Annotated in this window: 21 protein-coding genes; 5 read left to right on the forward strand and 16 right to left on the reverse strand. The window is 68.3% G+C overall.

Annotation, left to right across the window (positions count from 1 at the left end; genetic code table 11):
- Positions 1-17 precede the first annotated feature (17 nt).
- From ampD to ACE3SG_RS19655, 5 genes are all read left to right on the forward strand, one after another.
- Positions 18-575, forward strand: a complete 558-nt coding sequence (gene ampD / locus ACE3SG_RS19635) for a 1,6-anhydro-N-acetylmuramyl-L-alanine amidase AmpD (RefSeq protein WP_374567833.1) — start codon at positions 18-20, stop codon at positions 573-575.
- A 555-nt stretch (positions 576-1,130) separates the two neighbouring features.
- Complete coding sequence (locus ACE3SG_RS19640) at positions 1,131-4,046, forward strand: ribonucleoside-diphosphate reductase subunit alpha (protein ID WP_374567834.1); 2,916 nt, start codon at positions 1,131-1,133, stop codon at positions 4,044-4,046.
- Positions 4,047-4,256: 210 nt separating this feature from the next.
- Positions 4,257-5,471 (forward strand): ribonucleotide-diphosphate reductase subunit beta, encoded by a 1,215-nt coding sequence (locus tag ACE3SG_RS19645; protein ID WP_374567835.1) that lies wholly within the window; start codon positions 4,257-4,259, stop codon positions 5,469-5,471.
- A 240-nt stretch (positions 5,472-5,711) separates the two neighbouring features.
- Positions 5,712-6,218 carry a histone H1-like DNA-binding protein gene (locus tag ACE3SG_RS19650; protein ID WP_374567836.1) on the forward strand — a complete coding sequence of 169 codons (507 nt, stop codon included), beginning with the start codon at positions 5,712-5,714 and terminating at the stop codon, positions 6,216-6,218.
- Between the two features lie 197 nt (positions 6,219-6,415).
- Positions 6,416-6,682, forward strand: a complete 267-nt coding sequence (locus ACE3SG_RS19655; protein ID WP_374567838.1) for a DUF167 domain-containing protein — start codon at positions 6,416-6,418, stop codon at positions 6,680-6,682.
- A gap of 31 nt (positions 6,683-6,713) precedes the next feature.
- Here the strand turns inward: ACE3SG_RS19655 and ACE3SG_RS19660 are convergent, their stop codons facing one another.
- The 16 genes from ACE3SG_RS19660 to ACE3SG_RS19735 form a co-directional block, all read right to left on the reverse strand.
- A complete protein-coding gene (locus ACE3SG_RS19660) occupies positions 6,714-7,622 on the reverse strand; it encodes a carbohydrate kinase family protein (protein WP_374567840.1) in 909 nt (302 codons plus the stop codon).
- A 67-nt stretch (positions 7,623-7,689) separates the two neighbouring features.
- On the reverse strand, positions 7,690-9,069 hold the full coding sequence (locus ACE3SG_RS19665) for a zinc-ribbon and DUF3426 domain-containing protein (RefSeq protein WP_374567841.1): 1,380 nt from the start codon (positions 9,067-9,069) through the stop codon (positions 7,690-7,692).
- 75 nt (positions 9,070-9,144) lie between these two features.
- Positions 9,145-10,044 (reverse strand): 50S ribosomal protein L11 methyltransferase, encoded by a 900-nt coding sequence (prmA, locus tag ACE3SG_RS19670; protein WP_374567842.1) that lies wholly within the window; start codon positions 10,042-10,044, stop codon positions 9,145-9,147.
- A 27-nt stretch (positions 10,045-10,071) separates the two neighbouring features.
- Entirely contained in the window at positions 10,072-11,421 is a 1,350-nt protein-coding gene (gene accC / locus ACE3SG_RS19675; RefSeq protein WP_374567843.1) for an acetyl-CoA carboxylase biotin carboxylase subunit, read from the reverse strand.
- Positions 11,422-11,716: 295 nt separating this feature from the next.
- Positions 11,717-12,175, reverse strand: coding sequence for an acetyl-CoA carboxylase biotin carboxyl carrier protein (gene accB, locus ACE3SG_RS19680; RefSeq protein ID WP_374567844.1), 459 nt, complete (start codon positions 12,173-12,175; stop codon positions 11,717-11,719).
- A gap of 384 nt (positions 12,176-12,559) precedes the next feature.
- A complete protein-coding gene (locus tag ACE3SG_RS19685) occupies positions 12,560-13,102 on the reverse strand; it encodes a TlpA disulfide reductase family protein (RefSeq protein ID WP_374567846.1) in 543 nt (180 codons plus the stop codon).
- The gene (locus tag ACE3SG_RS19690; RefSeq protein ID WP_374567953.1) at positions 13,099-13,716 is read right to left on the reverse strand and encodes a hypothetical protein; all 618 of its coding nucleotides are present in this window, start codon (positions 13,714-13,716) and stop codon (positions 13,099-13,101) included. Before ACE3SG_RS19690 ends, ACE3SG_RS19685 begins: the two co-directional genes overlap by 4 nt.
- A 40-nt stretch (positions 13,717-13,756) precedes the next feature.
- Entirely contained in the window at positions 13,757-14,548 is a 792-nt protein-coding gene (locus tag ACE3SG_RS19695; RefSeq protein WP_374567848.1) for a transglycosylase domain-containing protein, read from the reverse strand.
- The gene (gene aroE, locus ACE3SG_RS19700) at positions 14,545-15,405 is read right to left on the reverse strand and encodes a shikimate dehydrogenase (RefSeq protein WP_374567849.1); all 861 of its coding nucleotides are present in this window, start codon (positions 15,403-15,405) and stop codon (positions 14,545-14,547) included. Before aroE ends, ACE3SG_RS19695 begins: the two co-directional genes overlap by 4 nt.
- Positions 15,406-15,442: 37 nt before the next feature.
- Positions 15,443-16,324 carry an energy transducer TonB gene (locus tag ACE3SG_RS19705; RefSeq protein ID WP_374567851.1) on the reverse strand — a complete coding sequence of 294 codons (882 nt, stop codon included), beginning with the start codon at positions 16,322-16,324 and terminating at the stop codon, positions 15,443-15,445.
- Between the two features lie 5 nt (positions 16,325-16,329).
- Positions 16,330-18,387 (reverse strand): ribonuclease catalytic domain-containing protein, encoded by a 2,058-nt coding sequence (locus ACE3SG_RS19710; protein ID WP_374567954.1) that lies wholly within the window; start codon positions 18,385-18,387, stop codon positions 16,330-16,332.
- 71 nt (positions 18,388-18,458) lie between these two features.
- A complete protein-coding gene (gene fabG, locus ACE3SG_RS19715; RefSeq protein ID WP_374567853.1) occupies positions 18,459-19,199 on the reverse strand; it encodes a 3-oxoacyl-ACP reductase FabG in 741 nt (246 codons plus the stop codon).
- Entirely contained in the window at positions 19,196-19,768 is a 573-nt protein-coding gene (locus ACE3SG_RS19720) for a YqiA/YcfP family alpha/beta fold hydrolase (RefSeq protein ID WP_374567855.1), read from the reverse strand. Before ACE3SG_RS19720 ends, fabG begins: the two co-directional genes overlap by 4 nt.
- A 101-nt stretch (positions 19,769-19,869) precedes the next feature.
- Complete coding sequence (mpl, locus tag ACE3SG_RS19725) at positions 19,870-21,237, reverse strand: UDP-N-acetylmuramate:L-alanyl-gamma-D-glutamyl-meso-diaminopimelate ligase (RefSeq protein ID WP_374567857.1); 1,368 nt, start codon at positions 21,235-21,237, stop codon at positions 19,870-19,872.
- Between the two features lie 60 nt (positions 21,238-21,297).
- The gene (hemL, locus tag ACE3SG_RS19730; RefSeq protein WP_374567859.1) at positions 21,298-22,608 is read right to left on the reverse strand and encodes a glutamate-1-semialdehyde 2,1-aminomutase; all 1,311 of its coding nucleotides are present in this window, start codon (positions 22,606-22,608) and stop codon (positions 21,298-21,300) included.
- Complete coding sequence (locus ACE3SG_RS19735) at positions 22,598-23,578, reverse strand: hydroxymethylpyrimidine/phosphomethylpyrimidine kinase (protein ID WP_374567861.1); 981 nt, start codon at positions 23,576-23,578, stop codon at positions 22,598-22,600. Before ACE3SG_RS19735 ends, hemL begins: the two co-directional genes overlap by 11 nt.
- Positions 23,579-23,652: the final 74 nt, after the last annotated feature.

Consider the following 23,652-nt stretch of genomic DNA (forward strand, 5'->3'; position numbering starts at 1 on the left):
CGCGCAGCAGGCCCACGGTGAGCTGGGCCGATGGCTGGTGGTCCGGCGCGCGGGCCATCGCGTCGCCCAACTTCGGGCCGCGGCCCGCGGGCACCCACGTGTCGCTGGTCGTGCTGCATTCGATCAGCCTGCCGCCGGGGCAGTACGGCGGCGATGCGGTCGAGCGCCTGTTCACCAACCAGCTCGACCCCGCGGCCCACCCCGCCTTCGCCGACCTGCGTGGGCTGCAGGTCTCGGCTCATTTCTTTCTTCGCCGCGATGGCGAACTGATGCAGTTCGTCTCATGTGATCGGCGTGCCTGGCATGCCGGCGTGTCGCACTGGCGTGGGCGCGACAACTGCAACGACTACTCGATCGGCATCGAGCTCGAAGGCCTCGAAGGTGAGCCCTTCGAAGCGGTGCAGTACACGCGTCTGGCCACGCTGCTGCGTGTCCTTCAAAAGAGGTACGGCCGCTTCGATGTGGCGGGACACGAACACGTGGCGCCCGGACGCAAGCGTGATCCAGGCCCTGGCTTCGATTGGGCGGGCCTGAAGTCGCTGCTGCGCTGGCGCGGCGAACGCTTTGCGGCTTGAGCGAGCCGGCACCGCCGCAGCGCACGAAGCCAGCATCGACGCGGCCTGGCCGGCATTTTGGCGGCGCAAGCCGCATGAATTCAGGCCTTGTGTCGACGCGGCTTGAAGCCATGCGGCCGACACTGTCATCGCGTTGACATGGGCTTGCTGCAGGGCGCGCGAGGATCAAACGAATGGTCGCCCGTCAAGAGGGTTAGTCATTCCACGCCACGCTATAGGTAGCGCTTGTGATGCCCCGGCACGCTAGCTATAGTGTCCTTTCGTGCTAACCTCTCGGCACTTCCAAAAGCCCATGTCTGTTGTCTTCGGCTTGTTGAGCGCCCGCTGCATTGAGCGCGTGGAACAGCCGTCACAGATTCTGGCAATCCCTTGCGTCCCGAGATCTCGGGGCCACAAGCACCGACGACGATGAATTTCGTGTCGCGCTGCCGACAGGCCTGACGGCCTGCCCGGCGCAGGCACGAGGCATCGCCGTCGCCGGCGTGAAAGGGGATGGCCGGCGCGGGTTCACCAGGTCCGCACATTCACCGCTGCATATTCAAACAAGGGGATCTCATGCAAGCCGTTGCTTCCATCAGCACCGACGCCGCCGTCCTGGCGCGTCCGGCCGCCGCGCCCAGCGCCGCAGGCACTCTGCCCAACGCCTACCAGGGCTACCAGACGATCCGTCGCAACGGCGCGGTCGTGGCCTTCGAGCCGAACAAGATCGCGGTCGCGCTGATGAAGGCTTTTCTTGCGGTGCACGGCACGCAAGGCGCGGCCTCGGCCAGCGTGCGCGAGACGGTCGATGCATTGACCGAAACCGTGGTGCGCGCGCTGCTGCGCTCGCGCCCGGCCGGCGGCACTTTCCACATCGAAGACGTGCAGGACCAGGTCGAGCTGGGCCTGATGCGCAGCGGCCACCATGAAGTGGCCCGTGCCTACGTGCTGTACCGCGAGCGCCGTGCGCAAGAGCGCGCCAAGCAGGCGCCGGCCACGGTGGCCGCCCCGGTGCATGCGCTGCACGTGATCGACGGCGGCCTGCGCGTGCCGCTGGATGAAGCGCGCCTGCAGGCGCTGGTCGAGTCGGCTTGCGCCGGCCTGGGCGACGACGTGCGCCCCGAGCCGATCCTGGCCGAGACGCGCCGCAACCTGTACGACGGCGTGCCGATCGACGAGGTCTACAAGGCCGCCATCCTGGCCGCCCGCACGTTGATCGAGCAAGACCCGGCCTACACCCGCGCCACCGCGCGCCTGCTGCTGCACACGATCCGCCGCGAGATCATCGGCGGCGAGGTGATGCAAGGTGAGATGGCCGCGAAGTACGCCGAGTACTTCCCCAAGTACATCAAGAAGGGCGTCGAGGCCGAACTGTTGGACGAAAAGCTGATGCAGTTCGACCTGGCCAAGCTGGGCGCCGCGTTGAACGCCGACCGCGACCTGCAGTTCGACTACCTCGGCCTGCAGACGCTGTACGACCGCTACTTCCTGCACATCGAGGAAACCCGCATCGAGATGCCGCAGGCGTTCTTCATGCGCGTCGCGATGGGCCTGGCGCTGAACGAGATCGACCGCGAGACGCGCGCGATCGAGTTCTACAACGTGCTGTCGACCTTCGACTTCATGTCGTCGACGCCGACGCTGTTCAACGCTGGCACCCGCCGCTCGCAACTGTCGAGCTGCTACCTGACGACCGTGGCCGACGACCTGGACGGCATCTACGAAGCGCTGAAAGAGAACGCGCTGCTGAGCAAGTTCGCCGGCGGCCTGGGCAACGACTGGACCAACGTCCGCGCGCTCGGCTCGTACATCAAGGGCACCAACGGCAAGTCGCAAGGCGTGGTGCCGTTCCTGAAGGTGGTCAACGACACCGCGGTCGCGGTCAACCAGGGCGGCAAGCGCAAGGGTGCGGTCTGCGCCTACCTGGAGACCTGGCACCTGGACATCGAAGAGTTCCTCGAGCTGCGCAAGAACACCGGCGACGATCGCCGCCGCACGCACGACATGAACACCGCGAACTGGATCCCCGATCTGTTCATGCGTCGCGTGATGGAAGGTGCCGACTGGACGCTGTTCTCGCCGTCGACCTGCCCCGATCTGCACGACAAGATCGGCGCCGAGTTCGAGAAGGCCTACGTGGCGTATGAGGCCAAGGTCGACCGCGGCGAGATCAAGCTCTACAAGCGCATGCCCGCCAAGGACCTGTGGCGCAAGATGCTCTCGATGCTGTTCGAGACCGGCCACCCCTGGATCACCTTCAAGGACGCCTGCAACGTCCGTTCGCCGCAGCAGCATGTGGGCGTCGTGCACTCGAGCAACCTGTGCACCGAGATCACGCTGAACACCGGCCCCGACGAGATCGCCGTCTGCAACCTCGGCTCGATCAACCTGGCCCAGCACCTGAAGGACGGTGGTGTCGACCACGCCAAGCTGAAGGCCACCGTGGCCACGGCGATGCGCATGCTCGACAACGTCATCGACATCAACTACTACGCGGTCAAGAAGGCACGCGACTCGAACCTGCGCCACCGCCCGGTCGGCCTGGGCGTGATGGGGTTCCAGGACGCGCTCTACCAACTGCGCACGCCCTACGCCAGCGAGGCCGCGGTCGAGTTCGCCGACCGTTCGATGGAAGCGCTGTGCTACTACGCCTACTGGGCCTCGACCGAACTGGCGGCCGAGCGCGGCCGCTACTCGACCTACCGCGGCTCGCTGTGGGACCGTGGCGTGTTGCCGCTGGATTCGCTGAACCTGCTGGCTGAGCAGCGTGGCGGTTATGTCGAGGTCGACCGCAGCACCAGCATGGACTGGGACGCGCTGCGCCAGCGCATCAGCGCGCACGGCATGCGCAACAGCAACTGCGTGGCGATCGCGCCGACCGCGACGATCTCCAACATCATCGGCGTCGACGCATCGATCGAGCCCTGCTTCGGCAACCTGTCGGTCAAGTCCAACCTGTCGGGCGAGTTCACCGTCGTCAACGAATACCTGGTGCGCGACCTGAAGAAGCTCGGCCTGTGGGACAGCGTGATGGTGATGGACCTGAAGCACTACGACGGTTCGCTGCGTCGCATCGACCGCGTGCCCGAAGAGCTGAAGGCGCTGTACGCGACCGCGTTCGAGGTCGAGACGCAGTGGCTGGTCGAAGCCGCCGCGCGCCGCCAGAAGTGGATCGACCAGGCCCAGTCGCTCAACATCTACATCGCCGGCGCGTCGGGCAAGAAGCTCGACGACACCTACAAGCTCGCGTGGCTGCGTGGTCTGAAGACCACCTACTACCTGCGCACGGTGGGTGCGACGCACGCCGAGAAATCGACCGTCGCCGCAGGGCAGATGAACTCGGTGCCCAGCAGTGGTGGCATGGCAGGCGGCACAGGCATGTCGGCACTCGATGCCGTGGCTGCGCAAGCGCAGGCGATGCTCGCTGCGCAGCCGGCCACCGACATCAAGTTCTGCGGTGTCGATGACCCGACCTGCGAAGCCTGCCAGTGAGCTCAAGCTGAAGCCGACGTGATGGCTTCGCATCGCATCGAGCACTCGCGCGACATCACGATCGTGATGCCGCGCGAGTCGATGCGAGCGAGCGTGTTGAGGTGCTGTGTTGCGATGCACAGCTGCAACAACGACGAGGCTTCAATGTCAAGAAGTGCTTGGTGTTTGAACACAACACTCCGATAATCGCGACCCATAGGAAACATGCACATGCTGGTCTGGGAAGACGACCTTCGCGCCCCGCAGACACCTGCAAATCGCTTCACGCCCGAGCCCGCTTTCGAGCCTCGCGGCCTGCAGCCCGTGACCCCGTCACCTCTTCAAGTTGCCCCCGTGACCACGACGACATCGTCGTCGCCGATGGCGCCTGCGGTGACCGCTGCTGCATCCACCGCCGTGCGCCATGACCGTCGCGTCAACGTCGCCGACAAGCGCATCATCAACGGCCAGACCGATGTGAATCAGCTGGTGCCGTTCAAGTACAAGTGGGCGTGGGAGAAGTACCTCGCTACCTGTGCGAATCACTGGATGCCGCAAGAGGTCAACATGTCGCGCGACATCGCGACCTGGAAAGACCCGAACGGCCTGAGCGAAGACGAGCGCCGCATCATCAAGCGCAACCTCGGCTTCTTCGTCACCGCCGATTCGCTGGCCGCCAACAACATCGTGCTGGGCACGTACCGCCACATCACGGCCCCCGAGGCGCGCCAGTTCCTGTTGCGTCAGGCCTTCGAAGAAGCGATCCACACGCACGCCTACCAGTACATCGTCGAATCGCTCGGGCTCGATGAGTCGGAGATCTTCAACGCGTACCACGAGGTCCAGTCGATCCGCGACAAGGACGAGTTCCTGATCCCGTTCATCGACGCGATCATGGACCCGCACTTCGTCACCGGCACCCCCGAAGCCGACCAGACGCTGCTGAAGAGCCTGATCGTTTTCGCGTGCCTGATGGAAGGCCTGTTCTTCTATGTCGGCTTCACGCAGATTCTTGCGCTGGGCCGGCAGAACAAGATGACCGGCGCGGCCGAGCAGTACCAGTACATCCTGCGCGACGAGTCGATGCACTGCAACTTCGGCATCGACCTGATCAACCAGATCAAGCTCGAGAACCCGCACCTGTGGACGGCCGAGTTCAAGGCCGAGATCAAGGCCCTGTTCCAGAAGGCCGTCGAGCTCGAGTACCGCTACGCCGAAGACACCATGCCGCGCGGCGTGCTCGGCTTGAATGCATCGATGTTCAAGGGCTACCTGCGCTACATCGCCAACCGGCGTGCCACGCAGATCGGCCTCGAGGCGCTCTTCCCGAACGAGGAAAACCCGTTCCCGTGGATGAGCGAGATGATCGACCTGAAGAAGGAACGCAACTTTTTTGAAACCCGCGTCATCGAGTACCAATCCGGTGGCGCATTGAGCTGGGACTGAACAGCGCACGGCGCCATCGAAGCGCCGGTGCTTTCGTTCCAGCAGTGTGAGAGAGATCAAGATCCTCGGTTCGCCAGCTTCACCACCACGAAGTGCAGCGGCGAGCCGACACCCCATTCATCGGATGGGGGCAGCCTGAAACGGCCTCTAGACCGTGACAGGAGCGGCCCACAGCGGTGAATCGCCGAGCTGTATCTCGAGCAGCCCGGTGTTTTTTGCAACTTGATCAAGGAGATTGAAATGGCAACTGCGAAGAAGGCTGCGGCCAAGAAGGCCCCGGCGAAGAAGGCTCCGGCGAAGAAGGCTGCACCGGCCAAGAAGGCCGCACCGGCGAAGAAGGCTGCAGCGAAGAAGGCTGCACCGGCCAAGAAGGCCGCGCCGGCGAAGAAGGCTGCAGCGAAGAAGGCTGCACCGGCGAAGAAGGCCGCACCGGCGAAGAAGGTTGCAGCGAAGAAGGCTGCACCGGCGAAGAAGGCTGCACCGGCCAAGAAGGCCGCGGCGAAGAAGCCGGTCGCGAAGAAGGCTGCTGCGAAGCCGGTTGCGAAGAAGGCTGCTGCGAAGAAGGCGGCACCGGCGAAGAAGGCTGCTGCGGCGAAGAAGCCGGCTGCCAAGAAGCCGGCGGCCAAGAAGGCGGCGGCCAAGAAGCCCGCTGCCCCCACTGCCCCTGCTGCCCCTGCGGCCCCTGCAGCGAAGACAGCCCTGAGCCCGGCGGCCGCATGGCCGTTCCCGACGGGCAACAAGCCCTGAGCGATTGGGGGCGCCCTGGTGGTGCCCCTGTTCTGACAAGCCCGGCTTCGGCCGGGCTTTTTCTTGCCTGCTGATCACACCCATCGACTGACGCCGTGTCCAAGCAACCCGCTCGCCCAGGCGCCCCGGCGCCGGCTGCTGCATCGAGCAACGCCGGCGGCCTACCGTGCCTGCGCGAGGCCAAGACGGGCGCGTGCGTGCTGACGCTCGCGGTGCAGCCCAACGCGCGGCAGACCGAGGTCGTCGGGTTGTTCGAAGGGGCGCTGCGGGTGAAGCTCGCAGCGCCGCCGATCGACGGCCAGGCGAATCTGGCGCTCACGGCTTGGCTGGCGAAAGAGTTGGGCCTGCCCAAGCGCGCGGTGAGCTTGCGCCGTGGTGCGGCGGCGCGTCACAAGCAGGTCGATATCGATGCACCGCTGGCTGCGGTGCAGGCCTGGCTGGTGTCGCGGCTTCAGGCCGCTTGAGGCGGCAGCCCGAGCGGCTGCGCGCGGGCGCTCAGGCGACGCCGAGCGCCTGACGGTCCACCTGGTGGTTCTGGCCACCTCGCTGCGCGATCTTCAGGGCGCCCAGGCGGTTGCCCAGTGCCACGCAGTCGACCAGCGGCCAGCCGCGCTCCAGGCCGAACAGCATCGCGCCACGGAAAGCATCGCCGCAGCCGGTCGGGTCGAGCACCTCGGTGGCCGCCACGCCCGGCACGCGCTCGCACCGGCCCTGGACCCAGACGTCGCAGCCCTCGGCGCCCAGCGTGACGATCACGCCCTTCAGGTGCGAGCGCGACAGGCTGTCGAGCGATTCGCCGGTGCGTTCGCACAGCATGCGGCCTTCGTAGTCGTTGACGGCGACCCAGGTGGCCTGCGCGATGAAGCCCTTCAACGCCTCGCCATCGAACATCGGCAGGCCCTGGCCCGGGTCGAACACGAACGGGATCTTGGCCGCGGCCAGGTCGCGCGCCCGGCGCAGCATCGCGTCGCGGCCGTCGGGGCCGATGATCGCGAGGCGGATGTCGTCGCGTTCGGGCAGGCCGATCTCGTGCGCCTGCTGCATGGCGCCGGGGTGGAAGGCGGTGATCTGGTTGTTGTCGGCGTCGGTGATGATCATCGCCTGCGCGGTGTAGGTGTCCTGCACCTGCAGCACCTGCCGGGTGTCGATGCCCAGCTGCTGCAGGCGGTCGAGGTAGGCCTCGCCATCGTTGCCGACCGCGGCGACGACCACTGCGTCGCCGCCGAGCGCGGCCAGCGTGTAGGCGATGTTGCCGGCGCAGCCGCCGAACTCTCGCCGCAGCGTGGGCACCAGGAACGACACGTTCAGGATGTGCACCTGCTCGGGCATGATCTGCTCGGCAAAGCGGCCCGGGAAGTTGGTGATGGTGTCGAAGGCGAGCGAGCCGCTGACGAGACAGGCCATGGTGGTGTACCGGTGAAGTGATGAACGGAGGCGCCCGGGCCGGCGCGGCGGCCCGGTCAGTGGAGATTCAGGGGTAGAAGACTTCGACCGTGTAGCCGGCGACCTGCAGCTCGCCCACGGCCAGCCGGGCATCGATGCGCCACTGGGCGTCTGCCGCGATCGACTCGCTGCGCGCGCCCAGATCGGTGGGCAGCAGCACCTTGCGCGAGACGATGCGGCCCAGCGCGTCGGTGAAGCTCACATCCAGCGCGGGGGCGCGCACCGGGTACTCGGCAGTGTTGTGCAGGTCGGCCGTGAAGCGCAGCACCTGGTCTTGCTCGGTGCGGGTCAGGTCGCTCGCGTCCAGGCGGATGCGCTCGATCGCGCGCGGTGCGCCGATCTTGCAGTGCAGCCAGTCGCAGCCGGCATGCAGGGCCGGGGCCAGCGCCGGCACCTGGGCGGCCAGTGGTTCGCGGTAGTGGTAGCCGACCTGCCCAGCCAGCAGCACACACAGCGCCAGCGCGGCCGCGCCCAGCGTCAGGCGCACCAGCGGGCGGCGCCACAACGCGGCCCGCTCGGCCTGGCGGACGAACTCGGGCTTGCGGCGCTTGCGATGGGCCTTGCCGCTCTGGTGGGCCTGCGCGTGCGGGCCGTCCCCATCGCCATGGGGGAGTTTGGCTTTGCTCTTCTTGCCGCTGCGGCGCTGCCGCGAGGGCGTGCGGGCCCAGTCCGGCATCGGGCCGATGAAGCGCGACGGGGTCGGTGCTTCGGCGTCTTCTTCTTCGTCGACGCCCGCCTCGAACGCCGCGGCCGACACGGTGTCGACCTCATCGCTGAAGAAGTCGTTCGGTTCGTTCGCGGGGGCCTGCGCCGGTGCGGCGGGCGGGCGCGCACCCCCTACCGGGGCGGCGAATGAGGCCGCGCGTTCCGCGGGCGTGGGGGCCGACGGTGGCGGGGTTGGCGACGGCGCCGGCGACGTTGCCGATCGCGGCGGCGGCTCTTGGTCGTCGGCCGGCAGCGGTGGGGACAGCGAATGCCAGTCGTCCTCGGGCACCGGGCCGCCGGCGATGATGCCGCCAAGGCTGTCGCCATCGTCCAGCACCGTGAAGGTGTCGATGTCGTTGAACGGGTCGTCCGGCGCGGCGGTGGCCGGCGCCGTCGGCTCGAACTCGGGCTGCTCTTCGGCGATGTGCGCGGGCGGCGGTGCGGGTGGCGGCGGGGTTGTGGCCGGGGGCGGCGCGTAAGGCCTGAACTGCGGCGGCTCGGGCGGCGGTGGCGCGAAGGTCGCGGGCGGCGGGCTCACCTCGGCCCCGGCCTCGGTCGGCCCGCCGAGATCGAACAAGGTTTCCAGTGCGTTGAAGACCTCTTGGCACTGGCCGCAGCGAACCCAGCCTTCGGACACGCGAAGCTGGTCCTGCAGCACGCGGAACACCGTGCTGCAGGCGGGGCATCGTGTGGCCAGGCTCATGCGAGGAATGATGCCATGGGGTCGAAGCGGTTCAGCCCGCGAACATGGGGTCCGCGCGGTCCGGGGCCCTTCACGTCAGGACGCTCGGCCCGGCCCGCCCATCAGGATCCAGCCGTCTTCCTGGTCCAGCACCTGGATCGCGCACCAGGGCGCATAGGCCTGGATCAACTCGTCGGCCTGCCGCTCCAGGATGCCGGCCAGGACCAGGTGGCCGCCGGGCTTCAGGTGCCCGCACAACAGCGGCGCCAACAGCTTCAACGGCGTGGCCAGGATGTTGGCCAGCACGATGTCGTACCGGCCCTGCGCCAGATCGGCCAGGCCGGCTTGCAGCACCACGCCGTTCGCGTTGGCGTTGTAGCGTGTGGACTCGACGGCCGCAGGGTCGATGTCGAGTGCGTCCACCGCGCCGGCATCGTGCAGCGCCGCGCCGATCGCCAGGATGCCGGAGCCGCAACCGTAGTCCAGCACACGCGCGCCGGCCACCTCGGCCCCGTGCTGCGCAATCCAGCGCAGGCACATGCGGGTGGTCGGGTGGGTGCCGGTCCCGAAGGCCAGGCCCGGATCGAGCCGGATCACGCGCGCGGCGGCGGCCGGCGGCTCATGCCAGCTGGGCACGATCCAGAAGCTCGGCGTGATCTCGACGGGCGCGAACTGCGACTGCGTCAGGCGGACCCAGTCTTGCTCTTGCACCTGTTGCAGGCTTCGCACCGCCAGGCCCTCGACCCAGTCTTGTGCCAGCAGCAAGGTCATCGCATCGGTGGCCGAGGCCTCGCTGTCGAACAAGGCCTTCAGCGTCGAGCGCTCCCAGCCCGGCTGCGGCGCCGGCATGCCGGGCTCGCCGAACAGCGCGCGTTCGGCATCGGTGTCGGCGTCGGCGTCTTCGACCGACACCGACAACGCGCCGAGCTCGTCCATCAGCGCATCGGACACCGGCTCCACCAGCGCCTGCGGTGCGCTCAAGATCAATTCGAACATGGCCACTTCAATGCTCCGTGGCGCCCGTCAACGGCGATGCTCGGCCAGCCAGCCTTCCAGGTAGTGGATGCTGGTGCCGCCGGCGATGAAATTGGCGTCGACCATCAGCTCGCGGTGCAGCGGGATGTTGGTCTGGATGCCTTCGACCACCGTCTCGAGCAGGGCGGTGCGCATGCGCGCCAACGCCTGATCGCGGGTGTCGCCGTGGCAGATGATCTTGCCGATCATCGAGTCGTAGTTCGGCGGCACGAAGTAGTTCGTATAAGCATGCGAATCGACACGCACGCCCGGGCCGCCCGGCGCGTGCCACATCGTGATGCGGCCCGGCGACGGGAAGAACTTGTACGGGTCTTCGGCGTTGATGCGGCACTCGATCGCGTGGCCGCGCATCTCGATCTGGCGCTGGGTGAACGGCAGCTTCTCGCCGGCCGCCACGCGGATCTGCATCTGCACGATGTCGATGCCGGTGACCAGCTCGGTCACCGGGTGCTCGACCTGCACGCGGGTGTTCATCTCGATGAAGTAGAACTCGCCGTTCTCGTACAGGAACTCGAAGGTGCCGGCGCCGCGGTAGCCGATCTTCTTGCAGGCGGCGGCACAACGCTCACCCACCTTCTCGATGATGCGGCGCGGGATGCCCGGCGCCGGCGCTTCTTCGATGATCTTCTGGTGGCGGCGCTGCATCGAGCAGTCGCGCTCCCCCAGCCAGACGGCGTTCTTGTGCTCGTCGGCCAGGATCTGGATCTCCACATGGCGCGGGTTCTCGAGGAACTTCTCCATGTAGACGGCCGAGTTGTTGAAGGCCGCGCCGGCTTCTGCGCGCGTGGTCTGCACTGCGTGGATCAGCGCCGCTTCGGTGTGCACGACCCGCATGCCGCGCCCGCCGCCGCCGCCGGCCGCCTTGATGATCACCGGGTAGCCGATCGCGCGGGCGATCTTGATGATCTCCTTCGGGTCGTCGGGCAGCGCGCCCTCCGAGCCGGGCACGCAGGGCACGCCGGACTTGATCATCGCCTGCTTGGCCGACACCTTGTCGCCCATCATGCGGATCGAATCGGGCGTCGGGCCGATGAAGGTGAAGCCGCTTTGCTCCACGCGCTCGGCGAAATCGGCGTTCTCGGACAGGAAGCCGTAGCCGGGGTGAATGGCCTCGGCGTCGGTCACCTCGGCGGTCGAGATGATCGCCGGCATGTTGAGGTAGCTCTGGCCGGACGGTGCCGGACCGATGCACACGGCCTCTTCGGCCAGTCGGACGTACTTGGCGTCACGGTCGGCCTCGGAGTAGACGACGACCGCCTTGATGCCCATCTCGCGGCAGGCGCGCTGGATGCGCAGGGCGATCTCGCCTCGGTTGGCGATGAGAATTTTCTTGAACATGGGTGCCTCGGCTCAATCGCCCCGGTGGTCTGCAACCACCGAGCAATTTGGTGATTGCTCACGTGCGCAGGCGCACATGAGCATTCCCCCGCGCTGCGCGCGAACGCCTCGGTTGGCGATGAGAATTTTCTTGAACATGGGTGCCTCGGCTCAATCGCCCCGGTGGTCTGCAACCACCGAGCAATTTGGTGATTGCTCACGTGCGCAGGCGCACATGAGCATTCCCCCGCGCTGCGCGCGAACGCCTCGGTTGGCGATGAGAATTTTCTTGAACATGGTGCCTGGGGCGTGCCGCTTACTCGATCACGAACAGCGGTTGGCCGAACTCGACGGCCTGGCCGTTCTGGGCCAGTACCTGCGTGATCGTGCCGGCCTTGTCGGCCTCGATCTCGTTCATGATCTTCATCGCTTCGATGATGCAAACCGCGTCACCTTCCTTCACCACGGTGCCCACTTCGGCCAGCGGCTTGCCACCGGGGGTCGACGAGACATAGAAGGTGCCGACCATCGGCGACTTGACGATGTGGCCGGTCGGCGCCGGCGGGGCGGCCGCTTCGGCGGCGGGCGCGCTGCCGGCCACTGGCACCATCGCCGGGGCGGCCTGGGCGGGCATCATCATCGGCGCCGGGGCGGCCATCACGGCCCCACCAGACTTGACGATGCGAACCTTGCCGTCGGCCTCGGTGATTTCGAGTTCGGCGATGTTCGAGTCCGAGACCAGGTCGATCAGGGTCTTGAGCTTGCGAAGGTCCATGGGGATCAGTCTCCAGCAGAGGTTTCGTCGCGGGCGCGAGGCGAAGACGGGCCGACTCGGGGGCTTGGCCCCGGTTCGGAGTGGCACGCGGCGATCCCGCGCCGTTCGGCGCTGATCGTCGTCGAACAACCACCGATTTCGCCCCGTGAGTTCAGGGCGCCCAACGCAGGTTGATTCGGCGCGCGAAGGTCAAGAACAGGCATTCTTGGCTTGCGGTACGGCTCCCAAAAGCCGCCGGCCGTTTTTCAAAGACGCGAACTTTACGCCTTTTGACTTCACTTAAAGGCAGCTAGGGCCAAAATAAAGTGGCGTCAACCTATTGACAGGGCTGGCGCGGGGTGGCAACCGCTTGTTACCGGCAAATGCCCCTGCCGAGCTCGTTTTTCAGCCCGGCCGAGCCCAGCCGGCCAGTTCGTCGAAGTTGGTCGCGCCCAGCTTTCGGCGTGCGGCCAAGCCATCGGCACCAAATTGCACGCTGAATGGCAGCCCGCCGGCCGGGTTGCCGAGCCGGCGGACCCAGCTCAGGCCCTCGTTGCCGGCCAGCACGACCGGGAAACCCACCGGAGTCTGCTTCAGAAAAGCCTGCACCGGTGCTGCCTGGTCGATCGCCACGCCCAGCACCTGCCAGCCCTGGCCGCCGAATTCGCGCGCAAAGCGGTCCAGCTCGGGCATCTCTTTCACGCAAGGCGGGCACCAGGTGGCCCAGAAATTGACCACCAGCGGGCGCCCTCGCAGCGAGCGCAGCGGCATGCCGGCGCCGCTGGGCGTGGGCAGCTCGAGGGCCCAGAAGTCTTCCAGCGGGTCGCCGCTGCCGGCCGCCTCGCCACCGCTCGGCGCGGTTGATCGCCAGGCGCGCCAGCCCAGCCCGGCCGCCAGGGCGCCGGCCCCGGCCAGCACGAACAGCCCGCGCCGCGCGACCGGGCTCATGCGGCGCCCCCTTCGGCGGGGGGAGGCGGGACCAAACGTTGCCGCAACGCGGCCGCGTCGCCGCGCCAGCTTTGGCCGCGAGCGTCGGGCTTGAGCGCGCCTCGCAGGTCGTCGTGGTCATGGACGATAAAGTGAACGCTCACCATTTCTCCCAATTCGGGGCAGCGCGCCTCGACCGTCAACACGGTCTCGTCGTCGCCGGGGTCGCTGTGGCTGTCGAAGGTGATGCCGAGGTTCAGGAAACCGATCTCGGCCGCCTTGATGTCGTCGCAGTACAGGTCGATCAGCACCGGCGACAGCCGGGTGGCGGTACCGCGCCAGACGGCGCCGCCCACGTAGGGGCGAAATTCCGCCAGCCGCTCCATCCAGCGCAAGGCGAGCTGGCGCAGCGCCTGCAGCTCGGCCGGCTGGGTGTCGGCGTGGAACAGAGCAATATGCTCGCGGACCGCGTCTTCGAGTTGCTCGTTCGGCGGCAGGGTGGCGCCACGGCCGGCCTGCGGGCCGATGTCGCGCAGCGCGCGGCGCTTGGCGGCGGCGTAGTCCATGCCGTCTTCCACGACCAGCCGCGCGGCGCGGGCGCAGAGTTCGGCGGTGAGTTCGTCGCTGGACGCCATGGTTGCCAATATAGAAATAGAAAGCTGGAGGAGCGCGCCCTCAGGGCAGCTCGACGCCGCCCATGCGGCCCACGATGGTGCCAGCCCGGCCATTCACATAGGCCGACCCGGGATTCTTCTCGAAGCGCTTGGGCGCCGGCAGCATCACCGCCAATCTCGCGGCGGGGTAGGCGCCTAGCTGGGCGGCGTCGACGTGGAAGTAGTGGCGCGCCGCGGCCTGCGCCCCAAAAACGCCTTCGCCCCATTCGACGCTGTTCAGGTAGATCTCGAGGATGCGGCGCTTGTCGAGCAGCGCCTCCAGGACATAGGCCAGGACGATCTCCTGGCCCTTGCGCACGGCCGTGCGTTCACCGGACAAGAAGAGGTTCTTCGCCAGCTGCTGGGTGATCGTCGAGCCGCCGATGACCTTGGCGGTGGCGCGCGGGGCCGGCTTGGTGACGGGCTTGCCGGCCTGGGCCCGCTTGGCCTCACGCTTTTCCAACTGCTCGTTGATGCGCTCGGCGCGTGCCTCGGCCTTCTGGTTCTTCTCGTAGGCGGCTTCGATCGCGTCCCACTCGACCCCGCTGTGGTCGGTGAAGCCGGCGTCTTCGCTGGCGATCACGGCGCGCTTCAGGTGCGGTGAGATGTGGGCGTCGTCGACCCACTGCTGGCTCCACAGGATCTGGTGCTTCTCGGTCACCAGGCGCCAGGCCTCGCTGCGCTGGAAGCTGGTCGATTCGGGCGCGACGACGAGCATCAGCGCGACACGGGCCACGAAATACAGCTGCAGCGCGATGCCGCACAACACGATCAGCGCCAGCAGCCGGCCCAGCGCGCGCAGCGCGGCGGTCATGCCGAAGCGGCCTCGCGCGCGAGCTGATCGCGCAGCATCGCCAGCACCGGAGCGGTGTCTGGCCGCACGCCGCGCCAGAGTGCAAACGCTTCGGCCGCCTGTTCGACCAGCATGCCCAGGCCATCGCGGGGGCGTGCCCCGTGCGCCTGGGCCCAGCGCAAGAAGCCGGCGGCGGCGGGGCCGTACATCAGGTCCACCACCAGCGTGCCCGGGCGCAGCACGCTGGCGGGCACCGGCGCGGTGTCACCGGCCAGGCTGCTGGCGCTGGCGTTGAGCACGATGTCGAAGCCCACGCCGGCATCGGCCAGGCCGCTGGCCCGCAGCGCCGTGCGCTGTGCATCGGCCAAGGCCTGATGGCGGGCGCACAGGGCCTGGGCGCGCTCGACCGTCCGGTTGGCGACGACCACTTCGGCAGGCCTGGCCTGCAGCAGCGGCCCCAGCACGCCGGCCGACGCGCCACCCGCGCCGATCAACAGCACGCGCTGGCCGGCGACCGGCTGCCCGGCGTTGTGCTCGATGTCGGTCACCAGGCCGACGCCGTCGGTGTTGTCGGCCCACCAGCCCTCGGCATCGAAGCGGATCACATTGGTCGCCTCGGCCAGCGCGGCGCGCTCGGTGTGGCGCGGGCACAGGCGGAAAGCGTCGAACTTGAACGGCACGGTCACGTTGCAGCCGCGCCCGCCCGCCGCGGCGAACGCGCGCAAGGTCGCCTCGAAGCCGTCCATCGGGGCCAGCACGCGCTCGTAGCTCAGCGGCTGCCCGGTGGCCGCGGCGAAGGCGGCGTGGATCGCGGGCGAACGGCTGTGCGCGACCGGGTTGCCCAGCACGGCGTAGCGGTCAAGCGGGGGCGTGGGCATGGCGATGAGGCGGTGCGAAGTCGGCCGCGCCGGCGTGTCAGCGCGGCGTGGCGGTGCTGAGCGTGGTTTCCAGCCCGTCGGTGCGGGTGAAGCGGAAACGCGAGGTGACGACGATCTGGTCGGCCTGGCGGCGCATGGCGTCGGTGAACGGGCCGAACGGCCCGGCGGCGTGCACGATGGCGACGGCGCGCCGGTTCAGCTCGGCCGACTTGGCCGGGCGCACGACTTCGGCCTCGATCACGTGGCCGCGCGCATCGATGGTCAGGTTCATCGTCAGCTCGCCGTACAGCTTCTGGCCCTTGTACTCGGGGAAGTTGCGTGTGCCGCGCTCTTCGATCTTGCGGCGCAGGCTGTCGTAGTACAGCGCATAGACCTCTTCGCGCGTGGCCGGGCTGATGTAGCGCTTCTTCGGCCGCGCGTTTTCATCGTTGATGCGTTTCTCGATCTCCGCCAGCAGGCGCAGCAGCTGGCGCCGGCGCTCTTCACGCTCGGCTTCGTCGCGGCTCTGGACCGGGCGCGCGGGGTCGGGCGGCGGCAACAGCGCCATCTCGCGCCGGATCTGCGCCAGCAGCTGCTGCTGCACGTCCTGCATCTGCTCGACCTGCTTGGTCGCGTCGGTCTCGGCGTCGCCGGCGACCGTGATGGCCGACGGCGGCAGCGGCGAGGTGGCGCGGCCTTTCTCGGCCTCGCCGCCGCCGGCCAGGCTGGCCTGCGCGATGGCCTGGGCCTTGAGCGGCTTCTCGTCAGAGCGCGCATTGACCAGCACGACCTCCAGCGGCGTGTCCTCGAACACGCGGTTGAAGGCCTCGGGGTCGACGAAGCGCACGGTCAACAACACGCCGTGCACGGCGGCCGAGAAGATCAGCGCCCAATGCAGCGCCGTCAGCGGCAGGGCCTTGAGCGAAGCGAGCCAGCGCATGGCGATCAGGCGGCGGCCGGCACGGCGCCGGGCGCTTCGTCGTTGCCTTCGCCGCCATCCGCCAGGTCGATCGCCAGCGTCAGTGCGCCAGCGGCGGCCTGCTCGGTGTCGTCGCCTTCGCCTTCTTCGTCGGCCGCGGCGTCTTCGGCGCCGCCGTCGTCCAGGCGCGCGACCAGGCTGGCGTGCAGGTCCAGCGTGAGCAGGTCGATGCCGGTCACGCGCACCCGCACATGGGTGCCACGCGGCAGGCTGTCGGTGCCGAGCGCGCGGAAGACCAGCGGCAGGTGGTCACAGCGCACCAGCCCGTCCTTCATCACCGAGGCGTCGAGCTCGGTCAGGCCCTGTTGGTCGACATGGCGCAGCGCCCAGTAGCGCTCGATGCCGTTCTGGAAACCGTTGTAGGCCGAATAGGCGCCGTCGAAGCCCGAGATGATCGAGAACAGCGTCGCGTCTTTCGGCTTGAACGGGGCCGCCAGCGCCGCGGTGCGGCCGTGGCGCGCGCAGGCGATGATCTGCCACTGGTTGACCAGGTCGACATAACGCCGAAGTGGCGAGGTGGCCCAGGTGTACTGGGCCACGCCCATGCCGGCGTGCGGCGCCGGCTTGACGCCCATGCGCACCTTCACGCCCGGCGCCAGGCTGGCCTGGCTGCGGTAGATGCCGGGCACGCCCAGCTCGCCCAGCCAGCCGCCCCAGCGGCTGTTGGCCAGGATCATCGCCTCCGAGACGATCAGGTCCAGCGGCGCGCCGCGGCGGCGCTCGGTGATGCGCACGGTTTCGCTGCCATCGGGCTCGGCGCCGTCGTTGCCTTCGAGGCGGAAGTTGTAGTCCGGCCGGTTGAAATTCTCGGGCTTGCCGCGCACCACTTCGCGCGCCGCCTTCAGCGACTGCGCGAGGCGGAAGCAGAACGCCAGCTCGGTGGCGAACGGGTAGCCGGCCGGCGCTTCGCCGGTCAGCGTGGCTTCGGTCACGTGCTCGTCGAGCTGGTCGTGGCGCAGGTTGGCCGCGATCGGCACCCGCTCGAGCCGGGTCTCGCTGCTCTTCACGTCGAGCGTGGCCTCGTCGATCGTGACGTACAGGCTGACGGCCGGGCAATCGCGCCCTTCGATCAACGTGTAGGCCTGCACCACGGCGTCGGGCAGCATCGTGATCTTGAAGCCCGGCATGTAGACGGTGGACAGGCGGTCGCGGGCGACCTTGTCCAGCGCCGAGTCGGGCGCAATCGCCAACGCCGGTGCGGCGATGTGGATGCCGAAGGTGACGGTGCCGCTGCCCAGCCCTTGCACCGACAGCGCGTCATCGATCTCGGTGGTCTGCGAATCGTCGATCGAGAAGGCCTGGACCGGCGACAGCGGCAGCTCGTCGCGGATCGCCGGGGCCTCGAGCGCCGGGAAGCCGTAGCCTTTGGGGAAGGTCTCGAACAGGAACCGGCGCCAGTGGAACTGGTAGGGGCTGCTGATCGCGCCGGACGCGGTCAGCAGGTCCAGCGGCGCGCGCTGGCTGCGCTTGGCGGCCTCGACCACGGCCTTGTACTCGGGCGCGTTCTTGTCGGGCTTGAACAGGATCTTGTAGAGCTGCTCTTTCACCGGCGCCGGGCACTGGCCGGCGGCCAGCTCTTCGGCCCAGGCTTCGATTTGCGCGGCCTGCTGCTTCTTGCGCTCGATCGCCAGCAGCGCGGCCTTGACGATCTCTTCGGGCGCCTTCTTGAACAAGCCCTTGCCGGCGCGGCGGAAGTAGTGCGGCGCGTCGAACAGGCGGAACAGCGCCGCTGCCTGCAGCTCGGGGCCGGCCTTGGCGTCGAAGTAGTCGCGCGCCAGCTCGGCAAAACCGAACTCGCCCTCGGGCGCAAATTCCCAGGCCAGGTCGAGGTCGATCTCGGGGGCGCGCGCGTGCGCGGCCGCCAGCAACTCGGCCGGCTGCGGCTTGTCGAAGCGCAGCAGCACGTTGGCGGATTTGACCTTGACGCGCTTGCCCGAATCCAGCTCGACCTGCATCGAACTGTCGGCCTCGGACATCACGCGGCCGGCGAGGAATTTGCCGGCGTCATCGAACAGGGCATACATCACGGCGGGGATTGTCGCTGAGTGCGGCCCGGTGGCTTGGGCCCACTCGTGTCAAACGGTGGCGGTGAGCGTCAAACCGTCATCCCGCCCGACACCTCGAGCACCGCGCCGTTGACGTAGCTGGCCTCGTCGCTGGCCAGGAAGGCGTAGACGTTGGCGATCTCTTCGGGCCGGCCCAGGCGCTTGAGGGGCACCTGCTCGCGCATGTGACCCAGCACCTTCTCGGGGATGGTGGCCAGTATCGGCGTCTCGATGAAGCCCGGTGCGACCGCGTTGACGCGCACGCCCTTGGGCCCGAGCTCGCGGCTCCAGGTCTTGGTGAAGCCGATCACGCCGAACTTGGCGGCGGCGTAGTTGGTCTGGCCGAAGTTGCCGTAAAGGCCGACGACCGACGAGGCGTTGAGAATCACGCCCTGGCCTTGCTCGACCATCGTGTCGGCCACCGCCTGCGCGCAGTGGAAAACACCGCGCAGGTTGACGTCGATCACCGCGTCGAACTGCGCTTGGCTCATCTTCTGCAAGCGGGCGTCGCGGGTGATGCCGGCGTTGTTGACCAGTACGTCGATGCGACCATGGCGGGCCTTCACCGCGGCCACCATCGCGTCGACCTGCTCGCGCTTGGTCACGTCGACCAGGTGGCCTTCGGCGCGGCCACCGGCGGCCAGGCATTGCGCCACGGCGGCGTCGAGGGCCTCTTGCTTCAGGTCGCAGACCACGACGACCGCGCCTTCGCGGGCGAATTTCAGCGCGGTGGCCAGGCCGATGCCTTGGGCGGCGCCGGTGACGATGCAGATCTTGTCGGTCAGTCTCATGGGGTCAGGTGAAGAAAGCGCAGCACGAACGGCAGCTGTTGGTCGAAATCGCTCAGAGCATGGTCGCTGCCGTCGAGCAGCAGCGTGTGGGCGCCGGCATGGCGGGCCGTCATCTCGCGCCAGTCCAGCAGCTCGTCGCCCTTGGCGATGACGGCGGCGTAGCGCTCGGGCCGGGTCAGCACGGGCGGGGTCATCGCGCGCAGTTCGTCGACGTACTCGGCGCGAAAGTAGAAGTGTTCTTCGGGCTTGTGCCAGGTGGTCTGCTCGCCGATGTGGTGAGCCAGATCGCGGGCCGGGTCGACGGCCGGGTTCAGCACCACCGCCGGGCAGCCGATGCGCTCGGCCACCACGCCGGCGTAGAAGCCACCCAGCGAGCTGCCCATCACCGCCGTCGTGGCGTGCGGCCAATCGGCGATGCCATCAAACACCTGCTGCATCGCCGCGCGTGGCGAAGGCGGCAGTTGCGGGCACCAGAAATGGATCTCGGGCCGGTGCCGCGCCAGCCAGCGGCCGACCATCTGGGCCTTGGTCGACAGCGGCGACGAGCGAAAACCGTGCAGGTAAAGCACGTGCGTTATGGCCGAGCCAAGGGCCTTGCGCGGATCCGGCTCCGCCGGTCCGCTGCAAGAGCCCCCTCGGGGGGCAGCGACCGGAAGGGAGCGTGGGGGTGTCATTTCGCCAGTGCCGCCAGCAGCTTGGCGTGCACGCCACCGAAGCCACCGTTGCTCATGCACAGCACATGGTCGCCGGGCTTGGCCGCCTTGACGACGGCCGCGACCAGGGTGTCGATCGAGTCGCAGACCTGCGCCTGCTTGCCCATTGGTGCCAGCGCCTCGCGCGCGTCCCAGCCCAGGTTGCCCTGGTGGCAGAAGCTCAGGTCGGCTTCTTCCAGTGCCCAGGGCAACTGGGCCTTCATCGTGCCCAGCTTCATCGTGTTCGAGCGCGGCTCGAAGACGGCCAGGATGCGGTCGACACCCACTTTGCGGCGCAGCCCGTTGACGGTGGTGCGAATCGCTGTCGGGTGGTGGGCAAAGTCGTCGTAGACCTTCACGCCACCGGCTTCGCCACGCAGCTCGAGCCGGCGCTTGACGTTCTCGAATCGGGCCAGCGCGGCCGCGGCCTGCTCGGGGGCGACGCCCAGGTGATCGGCCGCCGCCACGGCGGCCAGTGCGTTGAGCTGGTTGTGCTCACCCAGCAGCGGCCATTCGACACGCGCCAGCTTCATCGAGCCACGCAGCAGGTCGAAGGCCTGCGGCTCGCCGCGCGCGCGCCAGGCGCCGGGCTCTTCCCTGCGCGCGCCAAAGCGCTGCACCTCGCTCCAGCAGCCACGCTCCAGCACCCGCTGCAGCGCCTCGTCGCGGGCGTTGACGACCAGGCGGCCGCTGGCCGGCACGGTGCGCACCAGGTGGTGGAACTGGGTCTCGATCGCGGCCAGGTCCGGGAAGATGTCGGCGTGGTCGTACTCGAGGTTGTTCAGGATCGCGGTGCGCGGCCGGTAGTGGACGAACTTGCTGCGTTTGTCGAAGAACGCCGTGTCGTACTCGTCGGCCTCGATCACGAAGGGCGTGTTGGCGCCGCGTGTGGCATCGCCCAGCCGGGCCGAGATACCGAAGTTCTGCGGCACGCCGCCGACCAGGAAACCGGGCTCCAGGCCTGCCTGGTCGAGGATCCAGGCCAGCATCGCGGTGGTCGTGGTCTTGCCGTGCGTGCCTGCCACGGCCAGCACGTGGCGACCCTGCAGCACGTTCTCGGCCAGCCATTGCGGGCCGCTGGTGTAGGCGGCGCCGGCGTCGAGCACCGCCTCCATCAGCGGGTTGCCGCGGGTCACGACGTTGCCGACCACGAACACGTCGGGATTCAGGGCCAGCTGGTCGGCGCCGAAACCTTCGATCAGCTCGATGCCCAGGGCACGCAGCTGGTCGCTCATCGGCGGGTAGACGTTGGCGTCGCAGCCGGTGACGCGGTGGCCGGCTTCGCGGGCGAGCGCCGCGAGGCCACCCATGAAGGTGCCGCAGATGCCCAGGATGTGGATGTGCATGGAGGACGAAACTCTAGGCAGCGGCCCGCCGCCGGCGGGCCGTGGCACGGTCAGGAAAACTCAGCCGGCGCGCAGCGCTTCACGCGCCGCCTGGACCGTCGCGTCGATGTCGGCGGCGGTGTGCGCCGCGCTGACGAAGCCGGCCTCGTATAGCGCCGGCGCGAGGTAGACGCCGCGGTCGAGCATGGCATGGAAGAAGCGGTTGAAGCGCTCCTTGTCGGTGGCCATCACCGCGTCGTAGTTCTGCGGCAGCTCGGCGCCGAAGAAGAAGCCGAACATGCCGCCTTCGCTGTCGGACACGAACGGCACGCCGGCGTCATCGGCCGCGGCCTGCAGGCCCTGCACCAGCGCGCGGGTCGATGCGGCCAGCGCTTCGTAGAAGCCCGGCTTGGCGATCTCGCGCAGCGTGGCCAGGCCGCAGGCGGTGGCCACCGGGTTGCCCGACAGGGTGCCGGCCTGGTAGACCGGGCCCAGAGGCGCCAGCTGCTGCATGGTCTTGCGCGTGGTGCCGAAGGCCGCCAGCGGCATGCCGCCACCGATGACCTTGCCGAACACGCTGATGTCGGGCTTGAAGCCGGGCAGGGCCTTGGCGTAGACGCTCTGGGCGCTGCCCAGGGCGACGCGGAAGCCGGTCATCACCTCGTCGAACACAAGCAGCGCGCCGTGCTGGTCGCACAGCTCGCGCAGGCGCTTGACGAAGGGCACGCTGGCACGCACGAAATTCATGTTGCCGGCGATCGGCTCGATCATCACGCAGGCCAGCTCGGCGCCGTGGGTGGCGAACGCGGCTTCGAGCTGCTCGATGTCGTTGTAGCGCAGCACCAGCGTGTGCTGCACGACCTCGGGCGGCACACCCGCGCTGGTCGGGTGGCCGAAGGTGGCCAGGCCCGAGCCGGCCTTGACCAGCAGCGCATCGGCATGGCCGTGGTAGCAGCCTTCAAACTTGATCAGCTTCGAGCGGCCGGTCGCGCCGCGCGCCAGCCGGATCGCGCTCATCGCGGCTTCGGTGCCCGAGCTGACCAGGCGCACCTGCTCGATGCTCGGCACGTGGCGGATGATCTCTTCAGCCAGCTCGACCTCGCGCTCGGTCGGCGCGCCGAAGCTGAAGCCGTCGCGCGCGGCCTTGAGCACCGCGTCCAGCACGGCCGGGTGGCCGTGACCCAGGATCATCGGGCCCCACGAGCCGATGTAGTCGATGTACTTCTGGCCCTCGGCGTCCCACATGTAGGCGCCTTCGGCGCGGGCGATGAAACGCGGCGTGCCGCCGACCGCGCGGAAGGCGCGCACCGGCGAGTTGACCCCGCCGGGGATGCTGGCCTGGGCGCGCTCGAACAGCGTGGCGTTGCGGGAGGTCTTGGGATCAGTGGACACGGCGCGAGCCTCCGGGCGGGGTGGTGGGCTCGCTGGGGGAGAGGTCGTCGTCGACGCCGCTGCCGTCTTCGGCCGCTTCGGGGTTTTCAGCGTCTTCGGGCGGCATGGCCCAGAAGAAGCGGTCGGGAATGATGTTGCCCATGCCGGGGCGGAAGCCTGCGTCCAGGCTCTGGTCGAGGAACTGCAGCGACTCGCCGACGGCGGCCTGCAGCTCGCTGCCCACGGCCAGCAGCGAGGCCAGCGCGGCGGCCAGCGTGTCGCCGGCGCCGACGAAGCTGACCTCGAACAGCTCGAACTTCTCGCCGGTCAGCGCACCCTGGGCCGACGCCAGCACGTTGTCGATGAACTGGCTGCCCGTGCCCTTGGCCGGCAGCATCACGCCGGTCACCAGCACGTAGCGGGTGCCGTGCTCGGCGGCGGCCACCGCCAGCTCGCGCGGCGAGGCCGGGCGGTCGGAATCCCAATCGGGCAGCAGGAAATCGGTCAGCGTCTTGTGGTTGCCGACCAGCACCTCGGTGGCCGGCAGGATCAGTTCGCGGAACGCGTCGAGGTAACTCTGCGATTCGTCGTCCGACAGCCAGGACAGGGCCGGCAAATACGACACCAGCGGCGCCTCGGCGTAGTCGGACAGGATCTCGGCCACCGCCGACACGTTTTCGGCCGAGCCGAGAAATCCGACCTTGAAGCCGGCCAGCGTCACGTCTTCCAATACGTAACGGGCTTGCTCGACGATCGCATCGCCGTCGATCACGTGCTGGTCAAAGATTTCGGCCGTGTCGCGCATCAGGATGCTGGTCACGACCGGCAAGGCATGCGCACCCATCGCGGCAATGGTGGCCACGTCGCCACCCAGGCCGCCGGCGCCGCTGGGATCGCTGGCGTTGAAGCTCATCACGCAAGCGGGTGCGGGGGCTTCTTGTTCGGGCTCGGCAGGGCCGGTGCCCGGATCGCTTTGGGGTGTGGTGGTCATCGGTCAGGAGCCTGCTCGCCGAGTATGGCGACACGTGTTGTGCGCACTTGTGGCGAGAAGTTCAGAAAAGGGTG

Origin of the sequence: Ideonella sp., assembly GCF_041914305.1 — a bacterium.
Lineage (GTDB): Bacteria > Pseudomonadota > Gammaproteobacteria > Burkholderiales > Burkholderiaceae_C > Ideonella.

Coding starts and splice junctions, on each gene's coding strand:
- ACE3SG_RS19640 (WP_374567834.1), top strand. CDS start 1,131: ATGCAAGCCGTTGCTTCCATCAGCACCGACGCCGCCGTCCTGGCGCGT.
- ACE3SG_RS19645 (WP_374567835.1), top strand. CDS start 4,257: ATGCTGGTCTGGGAAGACGACCTTCGCGCCCCGCAGACACCTGCAAAT.
- ACE3SG_RS19650 (WP_374567836.1), top strand. CDS start 5,712: ATGGCAACTGCGAAGAAGGCTGCGGCCAAGAAGGCCCCGGCGAAGAAG.
- ACE3SG_RS19660 (WP_374567840.1), bottom strand. CDS start 7,622: ATGGCCTGTCTCGTCAGCGGCTCGCTCGCCTTCGACACCATCACCAAC.
- ACE3SG_RS19665 (WP_374567841.1), bottom strand. CDS start 9,069: ATGAGCCTGGCCACACGATGCCCCGCCTGCAGCACGGTGTTCCGCGTG.
- prmA (WP_374567842.1), bottom strand. CDS start 10,044: ATGTTCGAATTGATCTTGAGCGCACCGCAGGCGCTGGTGGAGCCGGTG.
- accC (WP_374567843.1), bottom strand. CDS start 11,421: ATGTTCAAGAAAATTCTCATCGCCAACCGAGGCGAGATCGCCCTGCGC.
- accB (WP_374567844.1), bottom strand. CDS start 12,175: ATGGACCTTCGCAAGCTCAAGACCCTGATCGACCTGGTCTCGGACTCG.
- ACE3SG_RS19685 (WP_374567846.1), bottom strand. CDS start 13,102: ATGAGCCCGGTCGCGCGGCGCGGGCTGTTCGTGCTGGCCGGGGCCGGC.
- ACE3SG_RS19690 (WP_374567953.1), bottom strand. CDS start 13,716: ATGGCGTCCAGCGACGAACTCACCGCCGAACTCTGCGCCCGCGCCGCG.
- ACE3SG_RS19695 (WP_374567848.1), bottom strand. CDS start 14,548: ATGACCGCCGCGCTGCGCGCGCTGGGCCGGCTGCTGGCGCTGATCGTG.
- aroE (WP_374567849.1), bottom strand. CDS start 15,405: ATGCCCACGCCCCCGCTTGACCGCTACGCCGTGCTGGGCAACCCGGTC.
- ACE3SG_RS19705 (WP_374567851.1), bottom strand. CDS start 16,324: ATGCGCTGGCTCGCTTCGCTCAAGGCCCTGCCGCTGACGGCGCTGCAT.
- ACE3SG_RS19710 (WP_374567954.1), bottom strand. CDS start 18,387: ATGTATGCCCTGTTCGATGACGCCGGCAAATTCCTCGCCGGCCGCGTG.
- fabG (WP_374567853.1), bottom strand. CDS start 19,199: ATGAGACTGACCGACAAGATCTGCATCGTCACCGGCGCCGCCCAAGGC.
- mpl (WP_374567857.1), bottom strand. CDS start 21,237: ATGCACATCCACATCCTGGGCATCTGCGGCACCTTCATGGGTGGCCTC.
- ACE3SG_RS19735 (WP_374567861.1), bottom strand. CDS start 23,578: ATGACCACCACACCCCAAAGCGATCCGGGCACCGGCCCTGCCGAGCCC.